Annotated in this window: 16 protein-coding genes and 1 pseudogene; 11 read left to right on the top strand and 6 right to left on the bottom strand. The window is 44.8% G+C overall.

The window, feature by feature from the left end:
• Positions 1-2 precede the first annotated feature (2 nt).
• From DWX33_RS03595 to rpiA, 4 genes are all read left to right on the top strand, one after another.
• Positions 3-491 carry an NfeD family protein gene (locus DWX33_RS03595; RefSeq protein ID WP_009275728.1) on the top strand — a complete coding sequence of 163 codons (489 nt, stop codon included), beginning with the start codon at positions 3-5 and terminating at the stop codon, positions 489-491.
• A 10-nt stretch (positions 492-501) separates the two neighbouring features.
• Positions 502-1,494 carry a flotillin-like protein FloA gene (gene floA, locus DWX33_RS03590; RefSeq protein WP_005864341.1) on the top strand — a complete coding sequence of 331 codons (993 nt, stop codon included), beginning with the start codon at positions 502-504 and terminating at the stop codon, positions 1,492-1,494.
• Between the two features lie 88 nt (positions 1,495-1,582).
• Complete coding sequence (locus tag DWX33_RS03585; protein ID WP_057327239.1) at positions 1,583-2,452, top strand: nucleoside phosphorylase; 870 nt, start codon at positions 1,583-1,585, stop codon at positions 2,450-2,452.
• Positions 2,453-2,465: 13 nt separating this feature from the next.
• Positions 2,466-3,170: a ribose 5-phosphate isomerase A gene (rpiA, locus tag DWX33_RS03580; protein ID WP_005864338.1), complete on the top strand. Its 705-nt coding sequence runs from the start codon at positions 2,466-2,468 to the stop codon at positions 3,168-3,170.
• Here the strand turns inward: rpiA and DWX33_RS03575 are convergent.
• Positions 3,160-3,906 (bottom strand): nitroreductase family protein, encoded by a 747-nt coding sequence (locus tag DWX33_RS03575; protein WP_122379864.1) that lies wholly within the window; start codon positions 3,904-3,906, stop codon positions 3,160-3,162. The two genes, rpiA and DWX33_RS03575, sit on opposite strands and share 11 nt — an antisense overlap.
• A 21-nt stretch (positions 3,907-3,927) precedes the next feature.
• Positions 3,928-5,112, bottom strand: coding sequence for an AAA family ATPase (locus DWX33_RS03570; RefSeq protein ID WP_005854357.1), 1,185 nt, complete (start codon positions 5,110-5,112; stop codon positions 3,928-3,930).
• A 77-nt stretch (positions 5,113-5,189) separates the two neighbouring features.
• Between DWX33_RS03570 and DWX33_RS03565 the strand changes: the two genes are divergently transcribed.
• The 7 genes and pseudogenes from DWX33_RS03565 to DWX33_RS23135 form a co-directional block, all read left to right on the top strand.
• Positions 5,190-6,308: a DUF362 domain-containing protein gene (locus DWX33_RS03565; protein ID WP_122379863.1), complete on the top strand. Its 1,119-nt coding sequence runs from the start codon at positions 5,190-5,192 to the stop codon at positions 6,306-6,308.
• A gap of 8 nt (positions 6,309-6,316) precedes the next feature.
• Entirely contained in the window at positions 6,317-7,702 is a 1,386-nt protein-coding gene (mnmE, locus tag DWX33_RS03560) for a tRNA uridine-5-carboxymethylaminomethyl(34) synthesis GTPase MnmE (protein ID WP_122379862.1), read from the top strand.
• 899 nt (positions 7,703-8,601) lie between these two features.
• Positions 8,602-9,186 (top strand): metallophosphoesterase, encoded by a 585-nt coding sequence (locus DWX33_RS03555; protein WP_121962671.1) that lies wholly within the window; start codon positions 8,602-8,604, stop codon positions 9,184-9,186.
• A gap of 1 nt (position 9,187) precedes the next feature.
• Positions 9,188-9,964, top strand: a complete 777-nt coding sequence (locus DWX33_RS03550) for a metallophosphoesterase (protein ID WP_121962641.1) — start codon at positions 9,188-9,190, stop codon at positions 9,962-9,964.
• A 3-nt stretch (positions 9,965-9,967) separates the two neighbouring features.
• Positions 9,968-11,308, top strand: coding sequence for a hypothetical protein (locus tag DWX33_RS03545; protein ID WP_122379861.1), 1,341 nt, complete (start codon positions 9,968-9,970; stop codon positions 11,306-11,308).
• A gap of 113 nt (positions 11,309-11,421) precedes the next feature.
• Entirely contained in the window at positions 11,422-12,252 is an 831-nt protein-coding gene (locus DWX33_RS22745) for a hypothetical protein (protein WP_122379860.1), read from the top strand.
• Positions 12,253-12,482: 230 nt separating this feature from the next.
• Positions 12,483-12,729, top strand: a pseudogene (locus tag DWX33_RS23135) (transposase); the annotation flags it as partial.
• On the opposite strand, the gene DWX33_RS03535 reads toward DWX33_RS23135, so the two are convergent.
• Genes DWX33_RS03535 through DWX33_RS03520 form a run of 4 tightly spaced genes read right to left on the bottom strand, consistent with a single transcriptional unit; the run spans position 12,716 to position 19,266 of the window.
• Entirely contained in the window at positions 12,716-13,870 is a 1,155-nt protein-coding gene (locus DWX33_RS03535; RefSeq protein WP_007855926.1) for a Wadjet anti-phage system protein JetD domain-containing protein, read from the bottom strand. The pseudogene DWX33_RS23135 and the gene DWX33_RS03535 sit on opposite strands and share 14 nt — an antisense overlap.
• Entirely contained in the window at positions 13,867-17,262 is a 3,396-nt protein-coding gene (locus DWX33_RS03530) for an ATP-binding protein (RefSeq protein WP_122379859.1), read from the bottom strand. Before DWX33_RS03530 ends, DWX33_RS03535 begins: the two co-directional genes overlap by 4 nt.
• On the bottom strand, positions 17,237-17,821 hold the full coding sequence (locus DWX33_RS03525) for a DUF4194 domain-containing protein (protein ID WP_007855929.1): 585 nt from the start codon (positions 17,819-17,821) through the stop codon (positions 17,237-17,239). The genes DWX33_RS03530 and DWX33_RS03525 overlap by 26 nt, the downstream gene beginning before the upstream one ends.
• Positions 17,818-19,266: a DUF3375 domain-containing protein gene (locus DWX33_RS03520; RefSeq protein WP_122379858.1), complete on the bottom strand. Its 1,449-nt coding sequence runs from the start codon at positions 19,264-19,266 to the stop codon at positions 17,818-17,820. Before DWX33_RS03520 ends, DWX33_RS03525 begins: the two co-directional genes overlap by 4 nt.
• Between the last annotated feature and the right edge of the window lie 51 nt (positions 19,267-19,317).

The following is a 19,317-nucleotide window of genomic DNA, read 5'->3' as shown; positions in this document are numbered from 1 at the left end:
CTATGCTACTGGACATAGCCATCATCGTCTTCCTCATGGTAGCGGCCATCCTACTGATACTGGCAGAGATATTCCTTCTTCCGGGAATAACACTCGCGGGTATAGGCGGGGCTATTTTCGCTATCGGCGGAGTCGTTTTCGCTTATACGGTAGGTATATGGGTAGGGCATCTGACTTTATCCTTATCAATCATTACATTCGGAATAATCTTCGCTTGGTTATTGCGTTCCCGGTCTTTTAATAAGATCGCTTTAAAGACAGATATCGATTCCAAGCTGACATCCAGCAGGGATCTCGGAATAGAACCCGGAGACGAGGGGATCACGCTCTCACGCTTAGCCCCTATCGGCAAGGCCCGGATTAAAGGTATTAACGTGGAAGCGAAATCTCAAGACGAATTAATCGATGAGAACACGCCGATCGTAGTGATCAGGGTAGACAGTTACAACGTAATTGTCCGTCCTAAAGAAGAAACAAATATTCACGCTTAATTTTATATATATGGAAATAACCTTTTTGCCACTTATCCTATTGGGGGCCGCAGTACTTCTGCTGGCAATCTTTTTCTATTATGTGCCATTCCTGTTATGGATCTCGGCCAAAGTATCAGGAGTCAATATCTCCTTGATCCAGTTATTCTTGATGCGTATCCGAAAAGTTCCTCCCTACATCATCACTCGCGCAATGATCGAAGCGCATAAGGCAGGAATAAAGACGCTTACACGCGACGAGCTGGAAGCGCACTATTTAGCGGGTGGACATGTCGAGAAAGTAGTGCATGCGCTGGTTTCCGCGTCGAAAGCGAATATCGACCTTCCTTTCCAGATGGCTACCGCTATCGACTTGGCCGGACGTGACGTATTCGAGGCTGTACAAATGTCGGTAAATCCGAAAGTGATCGATACCCCTCCGGTAACAGCGGTAGCAAAAGACGGAATCCAGTTAATCGCCAAGGCACGTGTCACCGTTCGTGCGAATATCAAGCAATTAGTGGGTGGTGCCGGAGAAGAGACGATCTTAGCCCGTGTAGGTGAAGGTATCGTATCTTCCATTGGTTCATCCGAAAGCCATAAGACCGTATTGGAAAATCCGGATTCCATCTCGAAATTAGTGCTTCGCAAAGGGCTTGACGCCGGAACAGCTTTCGAAATCCTTTCCATCGATATCGCCGATATCGATATAGGTAAGAACATCGGCGCTTTCTTGCAAATGGATCAAGCTCAAGCGGATAAGAATATCGCTCAGGCGAAAGCCGAGGAACGCCGTGCGATGGCTGTCGCCCTCGAGCAAGAGATGAAGGCGAAAGCACAAGAAGCCCGTGCCAAGGTGATCGAGGCAGAAGCGGAAGTTCCCAAGGCAATGGCAGACGCTTTCCGCACAGGAAACCTAGGCGTAATGGACTATTACAAGATGAAGAACATCGAGGCGGACACTTCTATGCGTGAAGCGATAGCTAAACCGGCCGGTACTCCATCAAAACCATTAAAGGACTAAAATAGTTATATACATGGAACTATCTCCAAGGGCAGGGTCGCACCTTGCCCTTTTATGATTAAAAGTAAACTTAATTAGCTGATCGAATATGAGAACAATCCCCGCTTCAGAATTAGCGATCCATTCAGATGGTAGTGTTTTCCACCTGCATTTAAAACCAGAACAACTCGCGGATCGTGTGGTACTTGTTGGTGATCCCGCACGAGTTACAACCGTCGCTTCCTATTTTGAGTCTCAGGAATGTGAGGTTTCCAGCCGGGAGTTTCATACCATCACGGGCCAATACAAGGGAAAACGTATCACGGTTGTATCCCATGGCATCGGTACAGATAATATTGATATCGTATTAAATGAGTTGGACGCTCTCGCTAATATTGACTTCTCAACCCGTACGATCAAGCCGGAATTCAAGCAACTTTCCCTAGTTCGTATCGGGACTTCCGGAGGGTTACAGCCATTTGTCCCGATTGGGACTTATGTAGCTGCGGAGAAATCGATCGGATTCGATGGAGTCATTTATTTCTACGCAAATAGTAATTCCGTTCGTGACGCAGACTTGGAATCTGAATTAATAAAACAGCTTGATTGGCGGCTTAGCGGCATATGGCCTTATGTCGTATCGGCAGATCCATCGTTGATCGAGCAAATCACCCGTAATGATATTATCCGGGGAACGACTATCGCGGCCAATGGCTTCTATGGGCCGCAAGGACGTGAGCTCCGATTGCCCTTGACCGATCCAGAATTGAACCGGAAAATAGAAGCTTTCGATTATAACGGGCGAAAGATTACGAACTTCGAGATGGAGAGCTCCTCTTTAGCTGGTCTGGCCGCTCTCATGGGACACCGGGCAATGACCGTATGTTGTATTATCGCCGGACGTGTGGATAATCATATGAATACGGATTATAAAGGTTCTTTGGAGGAACTGATTGAAACTGTATTAGACCGTATATAATAATATCAAGACTATGAAGTGGGATCATTCACTAATCGATACGTTGGAATGGGGGAATCAGATCTCCCATAAGGAAGATAAAATAAAGATAGCGGACCTTATCGCATCTAAAGTCGAAAACGGACAAGTCATAGGTGTTGGCTCCGGTTCTACCTCCTATCTAGCGTTAATTCGCATAGCGGAACGTATCCGGACGGAACGTCTTTCCATCTTGGCGATCCCCACTTCATTAGAAATCCGGATGACTTGCGCCCAGCTAGGCATTCCGGTTACCAGCCTGTTTTCCCACAAGCCGGACTGGACCTTCGATGGGGCTGATGAAGTAGATTCCCACTTTAACTTGATCAAAGGGCGTGGAGGCGCCATGTTCAAGGAAAAGCTATTAATCAGCTCCAGTCCGCAGACCTATATACTGGTCGATCCTTCCAAGAAAGTGGAGAGGCTGGGAGCTAAATTCCCGATCCCGATAGAGATTTTCCCGGAAGCTCTCACCTATGTAGAGGACAGACTCCAGCGTTTGAATCCCGGTGAGATAAAACTTCGTATGGGGCAAGGTAAGGATGGACCGATCATTACCGAGAATGGCAATATGATCCTAGACGTATGGATGGACTATATCCCTGAAAATACAGAATCCACTCTCAAGTCGATTACGGGCGTACTCGAGAGTGGACTCTTTATGAACTATAAGGTAGAAGTATTAGGGCTTACTTCATGAATCCTTGTTGTTTCAATACCTTCAAGAGCACCTCGGAGAAATGTTCACTATTTTTCTTCGTATAGCGTACGTCCGTAAAGACCTGCGCCAGTGTTTCCTTATTATTCTCCCTTACAAACTGCTTATTCACCTCTAATGCCTCTTTCTCACTATACAAGGCATCGATGGAAGCCGGAGTAAAGTCCGTATAAGTCTCGTTTTGTACCACAGCCGCCAATGGTAAACGTTCAACTTGAGCGGGTATAGGCTCTGTCGGATAACCCACCGTAACCGTAACGATCGGGACAACCAGACGGGGAAGAGAAAGCGCCTCAATGATCTGGTCCGCATTATAAGCCGTCGTACCCAGATAGCAAATGCCTAAGCCTTTTTCCTCAGCGGCATTGCAGAAACTCTGGGCGAACAACATCGCATCTATCGTCGAAGCGATAAACGTTTGTAAATTATCGAATCCGGCCTCCGCTTTCCTGCACTCCGCCCATTTCACGAAACGGTTCGCATCCGCACAAAAAGTGAGTACCACCGGGGCTCCCGTAATCATTGGTTGGTTAAAATGAGCCGGAGCCAGTTTCTCTTTGTTCGCAGGGTCGCGGGTAACCACGACACTATACAATTGCATATTTCCTGTATTCGAGGCACGAGTAGCCACTTCCAATAATTCATTCAGTAAAGACTCCGGGATATCCTGATCCGTATATTTACGGATACTTCTTCTATTCTTCATGCATTCTAACATAGTAATCCTATTTTTAAATTCTCAATAACTAAATCCTAATATCCATGCCGGCATACGGTTAAACACACTTTTCGGTAACCCGTAGATAGCCGCATAAGCGTCGGGTACGAAGCGGAGACGATCATATCCCCTTAAGGGATCACCTACGGCGAAGATATATTTACCGCCAATCAAGAAATCTCCGTTCTCCATGAATTCCACGTTCGCCACGGAACGCATCTGGCTTAAGAAATAGGTTTCACACATCAATTGCCGATTCTCCTTATCTCCGAAAAAAGAGATCAGCAAGTTGGTATCCCCCATAAAGACTTTCTGCTTGGCCGGAGTGGTTCCCAGTTGGTCTGCCGAGTAATAAATAAGCCTCACATCATGAAAAAAACGCAACAGGCTATCGCTTTGCTGACGAAGCATATTTGTCTTACGGGTTACATCAATCGATTTCGGACGTAAAGGAGCCGACTCAGCCACCATCATAAAATATTTTTGAGCTCGTTCCAGATTACTCATCGAAATAGAAACCACCGAAGGCAAATCCCGGCAAATCTCTTTTCTCACTAATTCTTGCAGACGGAAATAATACATATCCGGGTCTTGCCAATAAAAAGGATAACATCCATGTTCCAGATAGTTCCGGTAAATCGGCACAATATTCATCTCCGCATTGATCTCCTTCACCAAATCATGATGGTTCGCTAAGATATCCTCCAACGGAATGGGATCTTTATCCAGAATGCTTTCGTAAGAAAGGAATTCACGGAACGACATCGGATGCATGGTATAAAAAGCAGCCTCATGCCTTAACCCGTTCCGCACCTCTGTCTGCGAGTACAAAGAAGTGGTAGCGAAAACAATCTTTAAGGCGGGGTTGGCATCCAATAAAGTTGAGACCTCTTCCATCCAGCCCGAATAGAAATGGATCTCATCCAAAAACAAATAATGCCCCCCGGCTTGCAGGAACTCCTTAACCGCATCGGTCAATGAATGTGTCTCAAACCAGAAATCATCCAGATTCACATACAGGGCTTCCCGCGAATCTTCAAATTTCAACTTAATATGCTGTAACAACAAGGTAGTCTTACCAACCCCTCGAGAGCCGAAGATGCCGATTAACCGATCCTCCCACTCTATCCGTGCATGCAAATAACGCAGGAATGTACAATTTATTCCTTTCAACAATAGCTGATGATTCCGCTGAAGCAAGTCCATATACAAATCTGTTTTACGCGAATATAAAAAATGTTCCGTGTTTTTCGTACCTTTGTCAACACTAAACCAATAAAAAGATGAATACATCCAAAGTCTACTTTACTAATTTACGCACGACCCCCAGCAGCAACCTGCTGGATAAGATGGAACGTCTGGTAAAACGTGCCGGTATCGCCAATATCGACTTCAAAAATCAATTTGTAGCCATTAAGATCCACTTTGGCGAACCGGGGAATTTGGCATACATTCGTCCTAATTACGCCGCTCGCTTGGTAAGCCTGTTACGTGAATTAGGCGCGAAACCGTTCCTTACCGATTGTAACACCTTATACTCGGGCCGTCGCTCCAACGCTGTCGATCATCTTCAAAGCGCCATGGAAAATGGGTTCAATCCCATGTCCGCCGGTTGCAACGTTATCATCGCCGATGGCGTGAAAGGTACGAACTACCGGGAAATCGAGATCGACGGGCAATATTGCAAGGCCCCGAAAATAGGTGCCGCTATCGCCGATGCCGATATCATCATTTCCATGAACCATTTCAAAGGTCACGAGCAAGCCGGTTTCGGCGGTGCGCTGAAAAACCTCGGGATGGGATGCGCCAGCGTAGGCGGTAAACTGGAATTACATTGTGCCTCACAGCCTCGTATCGATACGGAGGCTTGTAAAGGCTGTAACATCTGTGTAAAGCACTGCGCTCACGATGCCATCCATTTGAATAACAACCGAAAGGCCGAAATTGATTACGAGCGTTGTGTAGGTTGCGGGCAATGTGTGGCTCTTTGCCAGTACGACGGTGCCGTAATGGGCGAAGGTGATACTTCCGAGCGATTGAATTACAAGATCGACGAGTACACGAAAGCCGTATTAGCAGACAAGCCTCATTTCCATGTTAGTTTTATCATGAACGTATCTCCGGAATGCGATTGCTGGAATCATAACGATGCCGCCATCATCCCCGATTTGGGGATCGCTGCGTCTTTCGATCCGGTGGCCTTGGATAAGGCTTGCGCCGATATGGTTATCAACGCTCCTATCATCGGAGGTAATAAATTAGCCGAGACTCATCCTCACGAACACCTTGAGGGAGAGGATAAATTCCATTTGATTCATCCGGATACGAACTGGCAAGCCGGCCTACGTTATGCGGAGGAAATCGGACTGGGTTCTCAAGCGTATGAATTAATAACGGTTTAATAGACGGAATGAGTACAATTTGCGCTATATCTACAGCTCCGGGAGTAGGAGGAATCGCAGTGGTTCGTGTCTCCGGGCCGGATGCTTTCAAGATTTGTGATCGGATATTCCGGCCGAAGAAGGCAGGTAAGAGTTTATCTACCCAAAAGGCTTATACCTTAACGTATGGTTCCATCGTCGGTAACAATGACGAAACCATAGATGAGGTGATCGCCGCAGTTTTCCGTGCCCCCCATTCTTTCACGGGGGAAGATACGGTGGAAATCACCTGCCACGGCTCGACGTATATCCAACAACAAATCCTGCAATCCCTTATCTCCAGCGGATGCCGTATAGCGCAACCGGGTGAATATACGCAACGTGCTTTCATGAATGGCAAGATGGACCTTAGCCAAGCGGAGGCCGTTGCGGATTTAATCGCCTCCACTTCGGCTGGCCAACATCGTTTGGCTCTAAGCCAGATGCGAGGTGGTTTCAGCAAGGAACTTGCCGAACTTCGGAACCAGCTGCTCCATTTCACCTCTCTCATGGAGCTGGAACTGGATTTCAGTGACCATGAGGAATTAGAGTTCGCTGATCGTAGCGAGCTTCGCACGCTTGCGGATCATATCGAACAGGTCATCTCCAAACTCGCCCAATCTTTCAGCGTAGGTAACGCTATCAAAAACGGTATTCCCGTCGCCATCATCGGTGAGACGAATGCCGGCAAATCTACTTTACTAAACGCCTTGTTGAACGAGGATAAAGCGATCGTCAGCGACATCCACGGAACGACCCGTGACGTTATCGAGGATACGATCAATATCAACGGCCAGCTCTTCCGTTTCATCGACACCGCCGGTATCCGTGAAACAAGCGATACGATCGAAGCTCTTGGTATTGAACGTAGTTTCAAGGCTCTAGACCAAGCGCAAATCGTCATCCTCATGTACGACTTAACCCGTGACCTCAAGGATTTCGAGGCTTTCTATCAAGAAATAGCTCCGAGATTAACGAATAAGTCTGTTATCTTAGCGATGAACAAATGCGATGTATTACCCGCATCCTCTCTCCCAACCTTCTCTTTCCCCACCGAAGGCTGGCATCAAATCGCTATTTCCGCCAAAGGCAAGCTGCATATCGCAGAGCTACAACAACTCCTCACGGAAGTCTCTTCCATCCCCACCCTCCACCAAAGCGACATCATCGTAACGAATGCCCGCCACTTCGAGGCGCTTACGCATGCGCTGGAAGCTATACATAGGGTACAAGAAGGTTTGAACTCCAGCCTTTCCGGGGATTTCATCTCGCAAGATTTACGGGAGTGTATATTCCATTTATCGGATATCGTAGGAGAGGTTACGACGGATCAGGTGTTGGGGAATATATTTCGGCATTTTTGCATCGGTAAATAGTTGCATATAACTAATTGATTATCAATATATTATACAATATACAATAGAAAGTAAAAGAAGAAACAGTCCAACTTCGATGACATTGATAATCAACACATTAAATGCAAAGGAATAATAAAGTATTGTATCAATTTTTCATGATTTTGTCCCCCGTTTGTTCCCTGGACGGATACAAGGGACAAAATTCTGTCCCTCATACAATTTAACAGTGATAAATAGGCAAATTTTATCAGTACCACTAAAACTTATCCAAATTACAGATAATATTCGAATAGAACTGAATTGTTTTTTCAGCCAAAATAGATTCTGATAATCAAGCGATTGGTATATTTGAATATAACAGCAGAAATCATCACCAATGAGATTTCATATAATACATTTGATAAATATTCCCAACCATTATTGCGAAGTATTCGAATCATGGCATATTGAACATCCTCTTAAGTCTCACAGTGATTTTTATAGGGTGATTTGAAGAATTCACTGAAAAATATTTGGAGTATTGCGAAATTATTCTGTACATTTGCGCCTCTTTTGAAAATTTACAATGCAGCAAAATAGAATGAACATATTATCCCAAACGACAATTCGAGGCAACAAATGCTTCGAAGTTCAGTCGTATGTTCTTCATGTTTGGAGCATTGAAACGCCAGAGAATATCATAAATACTTTCCAACGAACAGATATAGGAGATAAGATGCGATAGATGCTCGTATCTTGATCTTAAAATAAACAACAGAATAGTTGGAGAGTCCTTACCGAACTTTCCAACTATTTTGTTTTATGCCCATTGGTGACTGTTTGCTCCGTGCAATTCCTCTCCCGTCATTTCCGTACAATGAGCACAAGAACAACCAATTTTAATTAACCGCACAGCAATGTGCACAAAAGAGAGCAAAATGAATTACAAGTTTGACGGAAGCAAGGTGTATTTTACATCGGACACGCACTTTTATCATTCGAATATCATTGGCTTTTGCAAGAGGCCATTCAAGAATGTAGAAGATATGAATGAAACGCTGATCGAAAATTGGAACCGGGTAGTTGGTCAAGATGATATCGTGTTTCATCTGGGGGATTTTTGCCTGGGAGGATCCCATGAATGGACCAAGATTCTTAACAGACTGAATGGAAAAATCTATCTCATTCTCGGTAATCATGATCTAAAAAATATCAGGCAAGGGTACGCCAGCAGGTTTGAATTGACAAGCATGCAAATGCACATAGAGGTCGACAAGCAGAAAATCTACCTGAACCACTATCCGTTCCTCTGCTATGGAGGTGCTTACAGGAATATGTGGCAACTGTTCGGGCATGTGCATACGAGCAAGAATAATACGGGAAAAGACGCTTCACGGCTGGATATGATTTTCCCGACGCAATATGATGTGGGAGTGGATAATAATGACTTTATTCCGGTCTCATTTGAGCAGGTAAAGAGGATAATCCAAAAACAGGTTGAACAAACAAATAAAAATAAGTAATATGAGAATACAATATATGAGCGATCTGCATTTTGAGTTCAGGGAGAACAGCAGGTACATAAAACAAAACAGATTTCCGGTAACGGGCGATATACTCGTATTGGCCGGAGATATTTTCTATCTGAAAGACAGAGTAGCTCCTTTGGGGAATTTCTGGGAATGGGCATCTAAAAACTATAGGCAGGTTCTTATTGTTCCCAGGAACCATGAATATTACAATTATTGCGATGTGATGGAACGGGGATTACAATGGCGATGGATGTTCAAAGAGAATGTCGGTTATTATCAAAATCAAGTATTGAGAATAGACGATACCGATTTCATAATGAGCACATTTTGGTCACATATCGAACCGGCAGACGAATATTTCGTTTGGAAAGGACTTAACGATTTCCGTCAGACCATGTATAAAGGGAAACTGCTCCAAACGGAAGCATATAATCAGATGCATGACTTCTGTTTAGGTCATATCAAAAAAAGTCTTGCCGAAAGTACGGCAGAACACATAGTGGTCGTGACTCACCACCTGCCTACTTTGCAGGTTGTTGCTCCTCAGCATAAAGGTTCCGTATTGAACAGCGCCTTTGCCAGTGAATACGGAGACCTGATCGGTAACAGCCGAATTAATGCTTGGATTTACGGACATTCGCATACCAATATCGACACAGAAATCGGGAGTACAAAAGTGATTTGCAACCAGATGGGATATGCATTTGAAAACGAGCATGTAATCAATGGATTTGATCCGGGGAAATTTTTAACGATTGAAAACGAATGAGATATGAAACAACATAAGAAGACAATCTTTACCATGCATCTTTTCATAGACTTGGCGAAAGAATGCGGATTGAATGCTGCGATATTCGAACAGCTCGGAAGCGGGCGCAATACAGAAATCGTGGTTGATAACGATACATTGAAGATGTTAGTTAAACTTCAGGAGCAATTTGCTCAACTGGAAAAGATGGGTGACGATGAATACAGAGGATTTTATATCGAATTGCCCCGCCCTACTCCGGAAGAATGGGGAGATTGCGAAGCGTCGATTGCAGACGGAGAATATGAGAGCAAGGAAGAATACCTCCGGGATTGGGAATTGTCAAATCCCAGGGAAATGGTATGGTATCATGTTAGCTCCGCCAGATATAAAGAAAATCGTACCATACAATTCTCGGACAGGAAACACTCGTATTTTACTATTGCGAATTATTCCCGATATGGAGACAGAATAGGTGATTGTTTTTATCCCGAATGGCAAAGGGATTTCTTTGTAAAGTTGGCCTTATATCTTCAGAAGTTAATCGATGCTATCATACAAGATCCGGAGGGGTTCAATGATTATGTGGCGAATCATCTTCCTTACCAGCAGCGAAACGGAAGAATTGCGAGAAAGGAGTTCAACAGAATCGAACCGAGATTTAAAATTGAAGTCAAAGACGAGGAGACTGCAATAAAAGCACTGGAGGATTCCGTCTGCAAGAATTTCGGGCGACTGTTAGATACAATGACGATATGTTCGTATTGCAAATACTATCGGATCGCTCATGAAGCCTATGACCGGTATTTTGAAAGGTTTGATACTACACGAAAGAAGCGGACCTTTCTGAATGGAGTACCATTGGAATTACAAAATGTCGCATATTACAACATGGTTAAATTCTGCGATTTGCAAGATGAATACGATCTCGACAGTGAAACGGATTTCAACAAATTCGCCTCAGACCATTATGGGGAACTGGGATTGTCGCGGCTGAATGTACTCGCATCGGATTTTGACAGCCCCGGATGGAGAATCATTGTTTCCAACAGCTACTCAGCGTATGCGGATGTCGCGATAGAAGTCGCCACTGCGCTTTACAAGGCTGGCGCTCCTTTGGAAATACACAACGCTGCCAAACTTTTACGAATACTCAAGGAGAAGGATCATGTGAAATTGATTCCGTACACATTTCACGACTACATGGGCCATCATGAAGAAGGAACCGTTTATCAACTTCCATGGGAATACGAATGTATGGATAGCGAGGAGAATGTTTTATCATTGAAACAATACCATGACATTATCTCTCTGGCAGAATGGGATGAAATAGAAAAAGTAAACATTGACAAAAACGGGATATAATCCCGTAATTATTAGCAACATATTTGGCAGACAATGATAGTCTGCCAAATATGTTATAATTAACTATATAATTAAAGACAAGAGGAATTAATTAAAAAGAAGCGTGTAAAAGGATGAAACTTGACTCAAATTTTATAGCATTCTGCAAGCAGAGCATCGCATTGGAACAACGAATGGCGAAACAGGCGGGAAAACGGTTGAATGAAGCAATGCGCAACAATATCCAAGATATTAATGTATTGGATCGGATTGCAGACCAGCTACTTGACACTATGTCAGGGCTATCAGGTGCGGGAGAACGAACTTATATGAAATATATTAAATACTTGGGAACGTTTAACCCTCAAGCTGCAAAAGAAACAAAAGATGCCTATGAAGATATCATGGGATATAAGATACATGTAGCATACGCAGCGGCACGATTGGCCAAAGAATTGCACAAAGGACAGGTAGATCAAGCAGGTAAAGATTACTTTGAAGAACATTTATCGACTGTCGGACGAAACGGTTTCGACTGGAAAGAAAAAACCGTGGGATTTCTGTTTAATGCAGCTGAAGATACAGGTCATACCGTAAAAGAGATCATTAGAAAACTGAAAGCGATACTGGATGACTGGGAGAAGAACAAGGAAAAACATGACTGGATTTATGAATTTGAAGGTATCGTAGGATCCTTTCCGAACGAAAAATACCACAAATTAACAAAGCAAGAATGGGACGAGATTGAAGAGGCTCTCGATCTAATGGACTTCCGCACAACTACCAATCGTGAAACATATATCGAGCGTTTCCGCGGACATCGTTTGGCCATCAAAGTCAAATTGAATGACCTTCAGTACAATATGGATATTACCCGCATTCTACACCCGACAGACAAAGACTTAGCGAAGATGGAAAGACATAAGAAAGAATATTATCTGTTATTAAAGATGCTGGCAGATTGAAGTTTTAAGACAATCAAAATTTAACTCGACTTAGTGGCATGAACCTACAAGAACAAAAGATGTAAGGTTTAACCGAGATGATGGAAATCATATATCTATCATGCCACATATGGTAAATCAAAAAAATGAGAAAAGATTGCTTCTAAACGACTCAGAAGACTTGTAAAAACGCAAGTTTGACATATTATGTACATCTATTTTGGAAGTAACTAAGCTTTTGAATGGTAAGCTGTAATAGTCAAGACTTGTTCAGAAAGATAGCCTTTCACTTCAACGTTTCGCTTACTGCAATCAATCTCGCCAAGGGCACTTGCAAAAGAATGAAAATCAAATATTCGATTTCTTCATGCAAGTCGGTAACACACAATGCCAATATGCTTGAACGGCGTGTTCGCCATTCAAGCAGACACGACATTAATTGACAAAATTTTCAAAGAACTACTTTTATTTACCGCAGAACCGCTTAGACTTGGCTAATTTTTAACGAACTATTGAATATATTTTCAATACATTTTTGCGGAATTTTCTCTTGCTCTAGACGTAGGTTGTGAGACTTGATATGATTATACAGTGTGGCTTCCGCAGGGGTAAGATGGAGAGGCTTTGATACATTGCTTGGAGTGCCTTTGTCGCCTTCAAAATAGGTGTCAAAGGTAGCGCGATCCATCAGAAGGCTTTGCGTCTGGGGAAAATAACTGCGGAACTGCGAGAGAATTTCGAAGCCCTGTACATCAATGTCGCCCCAATAGTATAGGGAAGCGTGCCGCATGAATGGAACAGACTTGAGGATGCCAACGGTGAATCCATGCCCCCAAATCAGCAGACTTCCTGCCAACTTGGGAAAAGTCAGGAAGTTGACTTTATTCTCCACCACAAACACCTTCTGCACAGGCAACGATAACGCACAGAACTGACTCTGAGGCATCGTCAGATCGTCTACACCAGAAAAGTATTCACTCGCAATCGATGCTTCCAACACACGAATGCGCACCCATGGCTCATCGTATCGCAATCCAAAGCGCTTTTCGAACTCCTTCTCATCCGAACAGACATGCTCTACAATGACAATATCCAGCAACTCACGAAGCACTCCCTTATTGCGCTCAATGAACTTGGTGTGCACCTCAATAGGCAATTCACGAATGTACAACTCAGGACAAGGATTCGCCACAAAATAGCGCAAAACTTTCAACAAATCAGGCCAAGAGGAAGCATTCTCGATCACCTTAAGTGGATAGCGTTCCACCCATGGACGAAGCTGCGGAAACTCATTAAACAACATCGCCACATCCTTGCGAAACTGTGACACTTCACCACCCTTCAGCAAGAAGCGCTCAACGTCCGATGCACTCCTGAACAACACACGCTCAGGCAGATCCTGTTCGCCCAATGCTTTCGTTTTCACTGTTTTCCACTCAATCGTGTAACCAAAGCCCTTCACCTCTTTCGATTGCGAACGGATGTCCGTTAGTTCGTGCTGATACTCATCCATCGATGCGCTCGCTTTCTTATCGCAAGGAATCACAATTGGTTCAAACTCAGAGCCAGCGACCACTGAACGCAAATAATCCACATACTTGCGTTCTGTCTTCTTACGTATTTCTGCTGCCGTTATCATACCTCCATACTCCTTTCACGTTCTGCCTTAAACTCACTGATAGGCATATTATAGAGTACAGAACGGTCGCCCTTGCGCTCCACATAATGCACATACGAAATATCGTTCTCCACGATGTGGATGTTGTCACTCGGAGTCACCACGAGCAACTGCAGGTGGAGTTGTTTGCAGAGCGAAATCAGATAGCGAGCCTTGTCCTCGTCCTGTGCGCGAAAAGCCTCATCTATGGCAATGAAGCGGAACGAAGAGTCGAGTCCGTTCTTAGTCAAGCCAAACTGATAAGCGATAGCTGACCCCAGGATGGTATATGTCAATTGCGCCTTCTCGCCACCTGACAGCTGTCCCATAGCCTCGTAGGTGTTACGCTTCTGATCATCGTCTTGATAAAACTCCTCCGCCTTATATGTGTACCATCCACGCACATCCATCACCAACTTTCGCCATGATTCGTCTTGTAAACGAGACATCAGTGGTTCGATATGCTGTTCAAAATGAATCCTGCTGCCATCGATTGTCGAATTCATCTCATGGATGTTCGGGATTGCACTGCTCAGAAGGTCTTGGAACTCCTTCAAATCCACGTTCAATCGTTTGGCTGCGACCAACTGGATATACGTCTTTGGAGCATCCTTGAAATCGATGCCCACAAGATACGAATTCAATTGGTCGATGGTCTTGGTGATAGACTGGCGCCAGTTCTGGAAGAACATATTGAATGCACTGACCTTGTTGATGATATTCTCCTGTAAATACTTGTTGAAGCGCGATTCAAACCCAGGCAGATCTTCGTCCAGCAATCGTTGGTAATAGGTCTGATATTCGCCCACAAACTCCACGGCTTCGGGCAAACGGTTCACGTCCGAACGCCAATCGCGATACTTCGCGGTAATTTCCTCAGTGGGATTCTTGAAGCGATAAATCAGGTTCTTCAAATCGCCACTCTTGCTACCCTTCGTCTCACGTTGTTTCCGCAAAGCGGAATTGATGTCACTCTGTAACGTGTCACGCATTTTGTCCAAACCCACCAATGCCACATTCAGTAAATCTGTGTGTTGCGACTCAAAAGCATCGGTATCAACAACGCCTATTTGAGCCAAAGCCAAAGCACAATCATTGCTCTGTTTCTTGAGTATATTCTCACGATTTTCCAATAATGCTTTGTTACCGATAGCTTCATTAAACTTCTCCTCAAGTGCACCAAGTTCCTTTCTCACCCTCTCCAATTGCCCCTGCAACATTTTCACCTTATCATTGGTCTCCTCCAGTTGTCGCTTCTGTTCTTCCTTTTGCTGAATGACGAGTGCACACGACCACCAGTCGATATCATCAAACTTATCGTATTTATCAAACAGCTTCGAGTAGGTTTCTCGCTTCTCCTGAGCATTCTTTGTATCTGCCTCTATACGACGGACTTTGGTTGCCACCTCCTTTTCATTCTGCTGCAACTGGCGTACTTCCGCCTGTAGCATGGCAATCTTCTCCTTATTGTCCCAGCCCAACACATAGTGTTCCTTGCCTCGTGTCTCTGGTCGGTCGTCTTTCTCATGCTTACCACCTCTCGCCTTTATCAGTCCCTCTTTCGTTACTGCTTTCTCTTGCAGATAGTTGAAGTCCGCAAGCGAATCAACACAACTATAGTTGAACTCAGCAAATAACCTATCCTCAAGCCAATCCAAATACAAGCACTTTGGCTTGTATTCAACCTTACGGAGCAACGAATCCACCTTCAATGTCCTATCCTCAAACTCACGAAGAGGCTCTGTGCCCTCGTATCGCTGATACACGATGCGTCCTCGCAGATTATGACCATTCACATACTCATTCACCTGCTTGTAATACTTCTCTGGCACCACCAATCTCAATGCAAAATTGTGCAGAATACGCTCGATGGCATACTCCCAATCGCACTCAATATCCTTCACACGTATCAGTTCACCGATGAATGGAATCTCTTCGGCGGTTGCACCAACAGCCTCCAGTATCTCATCACGAATCTCAGCCACACGACCAGAGATATTGTTCTTATGCTGCTGCAGATAGCGTATAGTATCCACTCGCTCTGATATCGTGCAGTTGATTTCATCCTGACGGTTTTGTGCCTGACGCTTCTCTTCCATGAGTTGCCTGTCAATCTTTACCTGCAGAGCATCTTTCTCGTGTTTGGCGGTCGCACGATTGGCATCGAATACCTCTGCATCAGGACTTTGTGTCAGCTCCACCGTCTTTGCCAGCTTATCGTATTCTTCGGCTTTGGCCTTGCGGTTATCACGCATCTTCACCTTCTGATTGATTTCCTTCTCAATCTCACGTATCTGCTGACCCACCTCGTCCTTCTCAATAGCCACCGACAAGCGCGTCTGCTCTTGTTCCAGCTCACTCTTCTTCACCTTTAACGCCTTCAACTCATCTTCCAGTTTTCTCAAGTTGCTCTTGCAGCGCGCCAACTCCTCGTTGCACAAATCCACCGTTCGCGCAGCAAACCAATAGGCCACCACACTCTTCTCTTGCTCCAATTCAGCTATGCGCGTGTCTATCGCCATCAGTTCCTTTGCCAATGTATTGATAGGTTCCAGTTGGGCAATCTGCTCCTTCACCTTATCGATATTGGTTTTCGCCTCCATCAGATTTTGGAAGTTGTCCTTTAGTTCCTGGTACTTTTCCTCAGCCGGCATTTCCTCGAGCATATTCGTACGGATGAAACTGTCTAGATCGTCCAACACTTTCACGCCCACTATCTGATTGAAGAGTGTAAGCGCCTTGTCCGAACGCATTCCGAAGAGGGCTATCATCTTCTCGCCATACGCAACCGGGCCGTCAAAAAACTCTATCTTGCGTCTTGTGTCGTTCGTATTGTATTTCTTCGTCAGTCGCTTGCGCCAGTCGCCATGCAGGTCAAACTCCGAAAAGTCGCGCTTTATAGTCAGCGGTTCGCGAGCTATGCCAAACAACACCTTCAGTTCCTCGCCAGTGTAGTAGCGCACCTGAAACAGCGTCACCACACGTTTGTCCACATTGCAGAACGATGCAAGAAGTACCGAACGTGCCCCTTTGTCTCGCAATCTAAGCGTGGTAGTGCTCGCTGCACCCTCCTGCTGCTGATTGCCATAGTTGCCAAAGAAGTACGACTCCTCTGTACGGTTGCCCTTCTTCTCCACACCCGATGATTGGTTGTAGAATCGTTGGCGCTTCAGTGGCACTAGCAGCGTGAGCAGAGCATCTACCAGCGTACTCTTGCCCGATGCGTTGGCACCGGTCAGCAGCGAGTTATTGCCCTGCGTATTCATGCAGTACACCTTTTGGTCGAATGTACCCCAGTTCCACACTTCCAAATAGTCAAGCTTGAAGCCTGCCACTTCCGGACTGGTATTAAAGAGATTCATCTGCTGCATCATAGTCGTTCAGTTTGTTTTTGAATTCCAATAGATCGTCCAGTGTCACCTTCTCCTTGATGATGCGATGTATTTTATAGCGTTTCTCGCCCTCAGCATGCTTTGCTTCCACAAGGAAACCAAAGCTGACGATGCTGTCGATATAGCGGTCAAGGTCTTTCTCAAACTTGGCACGATTGAAGGTGGTGGGCAGGAACAGTTCCGCCTCTTCCTTTATTTCAGTGGCGGTTACATACTTGTACGAAGCCTGCGACTCTGTTGGATTGCTGTCGAAGTCTTCGAGTATCTGCCTCAACACGATGAGTATCACCGACACCTCAAAACCATACAACCTTCTCGACGTCATGTTCAACGTTTTGTCATCGTCCAATTTCAGTTGCTTGACAAAGGCAAAACCCTCATCCTTTTTCACGATGAGTTCCAGCCCCATCACGCTGATATAGTCCAGTATCTCGCTCTGGTAGTCGAGTACATCATTCCACACTACATCGTCTTTCTCTACGATGCCTTTCAGAAGTTTCACCACAGCCCTGCTGTATGGTTGTATATTTGTTGCGTTCATCGTGTTATTATGATTTCGGGAATTGATATCGTTTTGTTTTCTGCAAAAACAATATATTGCTGGCGCTCTTCGTTTACCACAGTCTTATATTCCTTCAGCACGCCAATGTATCCAAACACTTCCGACAGACCTTTCTCCACACCCTCGTTCCGTTCTATCACCTCTGCTAGTGTCGTCTGCTGCCTGTCGTACAGCACCTCGTTAATGCGGTCTCTCAGCACCTGACGATCGATGTGAAACGGATTGTAGAGTTTGCCTATGCGCTCCAAGTCGTCCAGACTCAGTTCAGCTATATCAGGCTTATCCTTATACACAGTCTCTTTTATAGGAGTCAGAGTCAGAGGGCGCTCGACTGGCAGATTGATATCGATAGTTTCATATTCAAGCGAAGCTTCTGGTTTCTCTTTCTGTTTGGTGGCTTCGATGAGCAGTTTCTTTATATCGTTAATCACCTGCTTTGTCACCTCTGCATTCATCTGTCCGTTCTGCCGAATGATGCGACTCAGTTTCTCGCTCATGCGATCGTTGGTTTTCGCCACCTTCTCGCCTGCGTCAAACAGATGCTTTTTCATTTCCCTAAGAAACATGTCATGCGCATCAATGCCTCTATTCTCCAGTGTTTCATAGAGTGCACCAGTCAACTCGTCCCATTCTTTCTGCAGATCGGCCGAGAGCAGGAATTCCCAGAATGCATAGAAACTCTTGCCTTGTTGCGATTGTTTCAGTTCGCCATACGCATCAAAGATGTAGTTCAGCAATACTTTCTTCTCCGCATTGTCTGTCTGGCGCTCGTATATCTCTTTGATAATCCCCTTGAAGTTGTCATCCACCTCCTTGAAATCGCTAAGCAGCTCCTTAGCCAGTTTATTCAAGCTATTGTATCGTGGTTCTATCTGGTAGTCCTCATACACATCGACCTCTTCGCCCATCTCCAGTCGCTGAATCTGATGCTCTATCTCCATCTTTTTGGCTCGGAGCAGTTCCAGTCGCTTCTCGCGGTCCTCGTTCGAGTATTCCACCAATTCCTTCAGTTGGGCAAACAGCGTCTTGAACTTCGATTCCGTACCGATGTAATCCTCTTTTTTCAAGCTCACCACCCAATCCATCAGTTTGCTTGTGTGCGACGAAATCTCGTATATCACCTCTCCCTCTTCGTTCTGATAGTTGGTCAAGAATCCCTTGTCTGTCCAGTCTTTGATGAGTCGTTTTGCTTTCTGTTCGTTCGACTCCCCTAGTCTTGTCATTTCAAGATTATCCTCCACCAACGCATTTTCCTGCTCATCCAGTCGGTTCTCCAGTAGCATGTGCAAGCGTTCCTGCATTATAGCCGACTGTCCCTCAAACGCCTCAATGACAAAAGACAAGAAGAAATCCACACTTCTTGATTTTATGAGTCGTATGCTTGGTGACTCTCGTAATATTTGTGTTATTTCTTCTACTTGCATAAATGTTATTCGAAGTTATTTTGTTTGAAATCCATCAGTATATTTCTTATA

Source organism: Parabacteroides sp. AF19-14 (assembly GCF_003635485.1).
In the GTDB taxonomy this organism is placed as follows: Bacteria; Bacteroidota; Bacteroidia; order Bacteroidales; family Tannerellaceae; genus Parabacteroides; species Parabacteroides distasonis.
The sequence above is the reverse complement of the archived record's forward strand: the minus strand, read 5'-3'. Positions and strand labels throughout refer to the sequence as shown.

What these genes read in the sequence shown, in the direction of transcription:
- DWX33_RS03595 (WP_009275728.1), top strand. Translation starts at nt 3, where the DNA reads ATGCTACTGGACATAGCCATCATCGTCTTCCTCATGGTAGCGGCCATC.
- floA (WP_005864341.1), top strand. Translation starts at nt 502, where the DNA reads ATGGAAATAACCTTTTTGCCACTTATCCTATTGGGGGCCGCAGTACTT.
- DWX33_RS03585 (WP_057327239.1), top strand. Translation starts at nt 1,583, where the DNA reads ATGAGAACAATCCCCGCTTCAGAATTAGCGATCCATTCAGATGGTAGT.
- rpiA (WP_005864338.1), top strand. Translation starts at nt 2,466, where the DNA reads ATGAAGTGGGATCATTCACTAATCGATACGTTGGAATGGGGGAATCAG.
- DWX33_RS03575 (WP_122379864.1), bottom strand. Translation starts at nt 3,906, where the DNA reads ATGTTAGAATGCATGAAGAATAGAAGAAGTATCCGTAAATATACGGAT.
- DWX33_RS03570 (WP_005854357.1), bottom strand. Translation starts at nt 5,112, where the DNA reads ATGGACTTGCTTCAGCGGAATCATCAGCTATTGTTGAAAGGAATAAAT.
- DWX33_RS03565 (WP_122379863.1), top strand. Translation starts at nt 5,190, where the DNA reads ATGAATACATCCAAAGTCTACTTTACTAATTTACGCACGACCCCCAGC.
- mnmE (WP_122379862.1), top strand. Translation starts at nt 6,317, where the DNA reads ATGAGTACAATTTGCGCTATATCTACAGCTCCGGGAGTAGGAGGAATC.
- DWX33_RS03555 (WP_121962671.1), top strand. Translation starts at nt 8,602, where the DNA reads ATGAATTACAAGTTTGACGGAAGCAAGGTGTATTTTACATCGGACACG.
- DWX33_RS03550 (WP_121962641.1), top strand. Translation starts at nt 9,188, where the DNA reads ATGAGAATACAATATATGAGCGATCTGCATTTTGAGTTCAGGGAGAAC.
- DWX33_RS03545 (WP_122379861.1), top strand. Translation starts at nt 9,968, where the DNA reads ATGAAACAACATAAGAAGACAATCTTTACCATGCATCTTTTCATAGAC.
- DWX33_RS22745 (WP_122379860.1), top strand. Translation starts at nt 11,422, where the DNA reads ATGAAACTTGACTCAAATTTTATAGCATTCTGCAAGCAGAGCATCGCA.
- DWX33_RS03535 (WP_007855926.1), bottom strand. Translation starts at nt 13,870, where the DNA reads ATGATAACGGCAGCAGAAATACGTAAGAAGACAGAACGCAAGTATGTG.
- DWX33_RS03530 (WP_122379859.1), bottom strand. Translation starts at nt 17,262, where the DNA reads ATGATGCAGCAGATGAATCTCTTTAATACCAGTCCGGAAGTGGCAGGC.
- DWX33_RS03525 (WP_007855929.1), bottom strand. Translation starts at nt 17,821, where the DNA reads ATGAACGCAACAAATATACAACCATACAGCAGGGCTGTGGTGAAACTT.
- DWX33_RS03520 (WP_122379858.1), bottom strand. Translation starts at nt 19,266, where the DNA reads ATGCAAGTAGAAGAAATAACACAAATATTACGAGAGTCACCAAGCATA.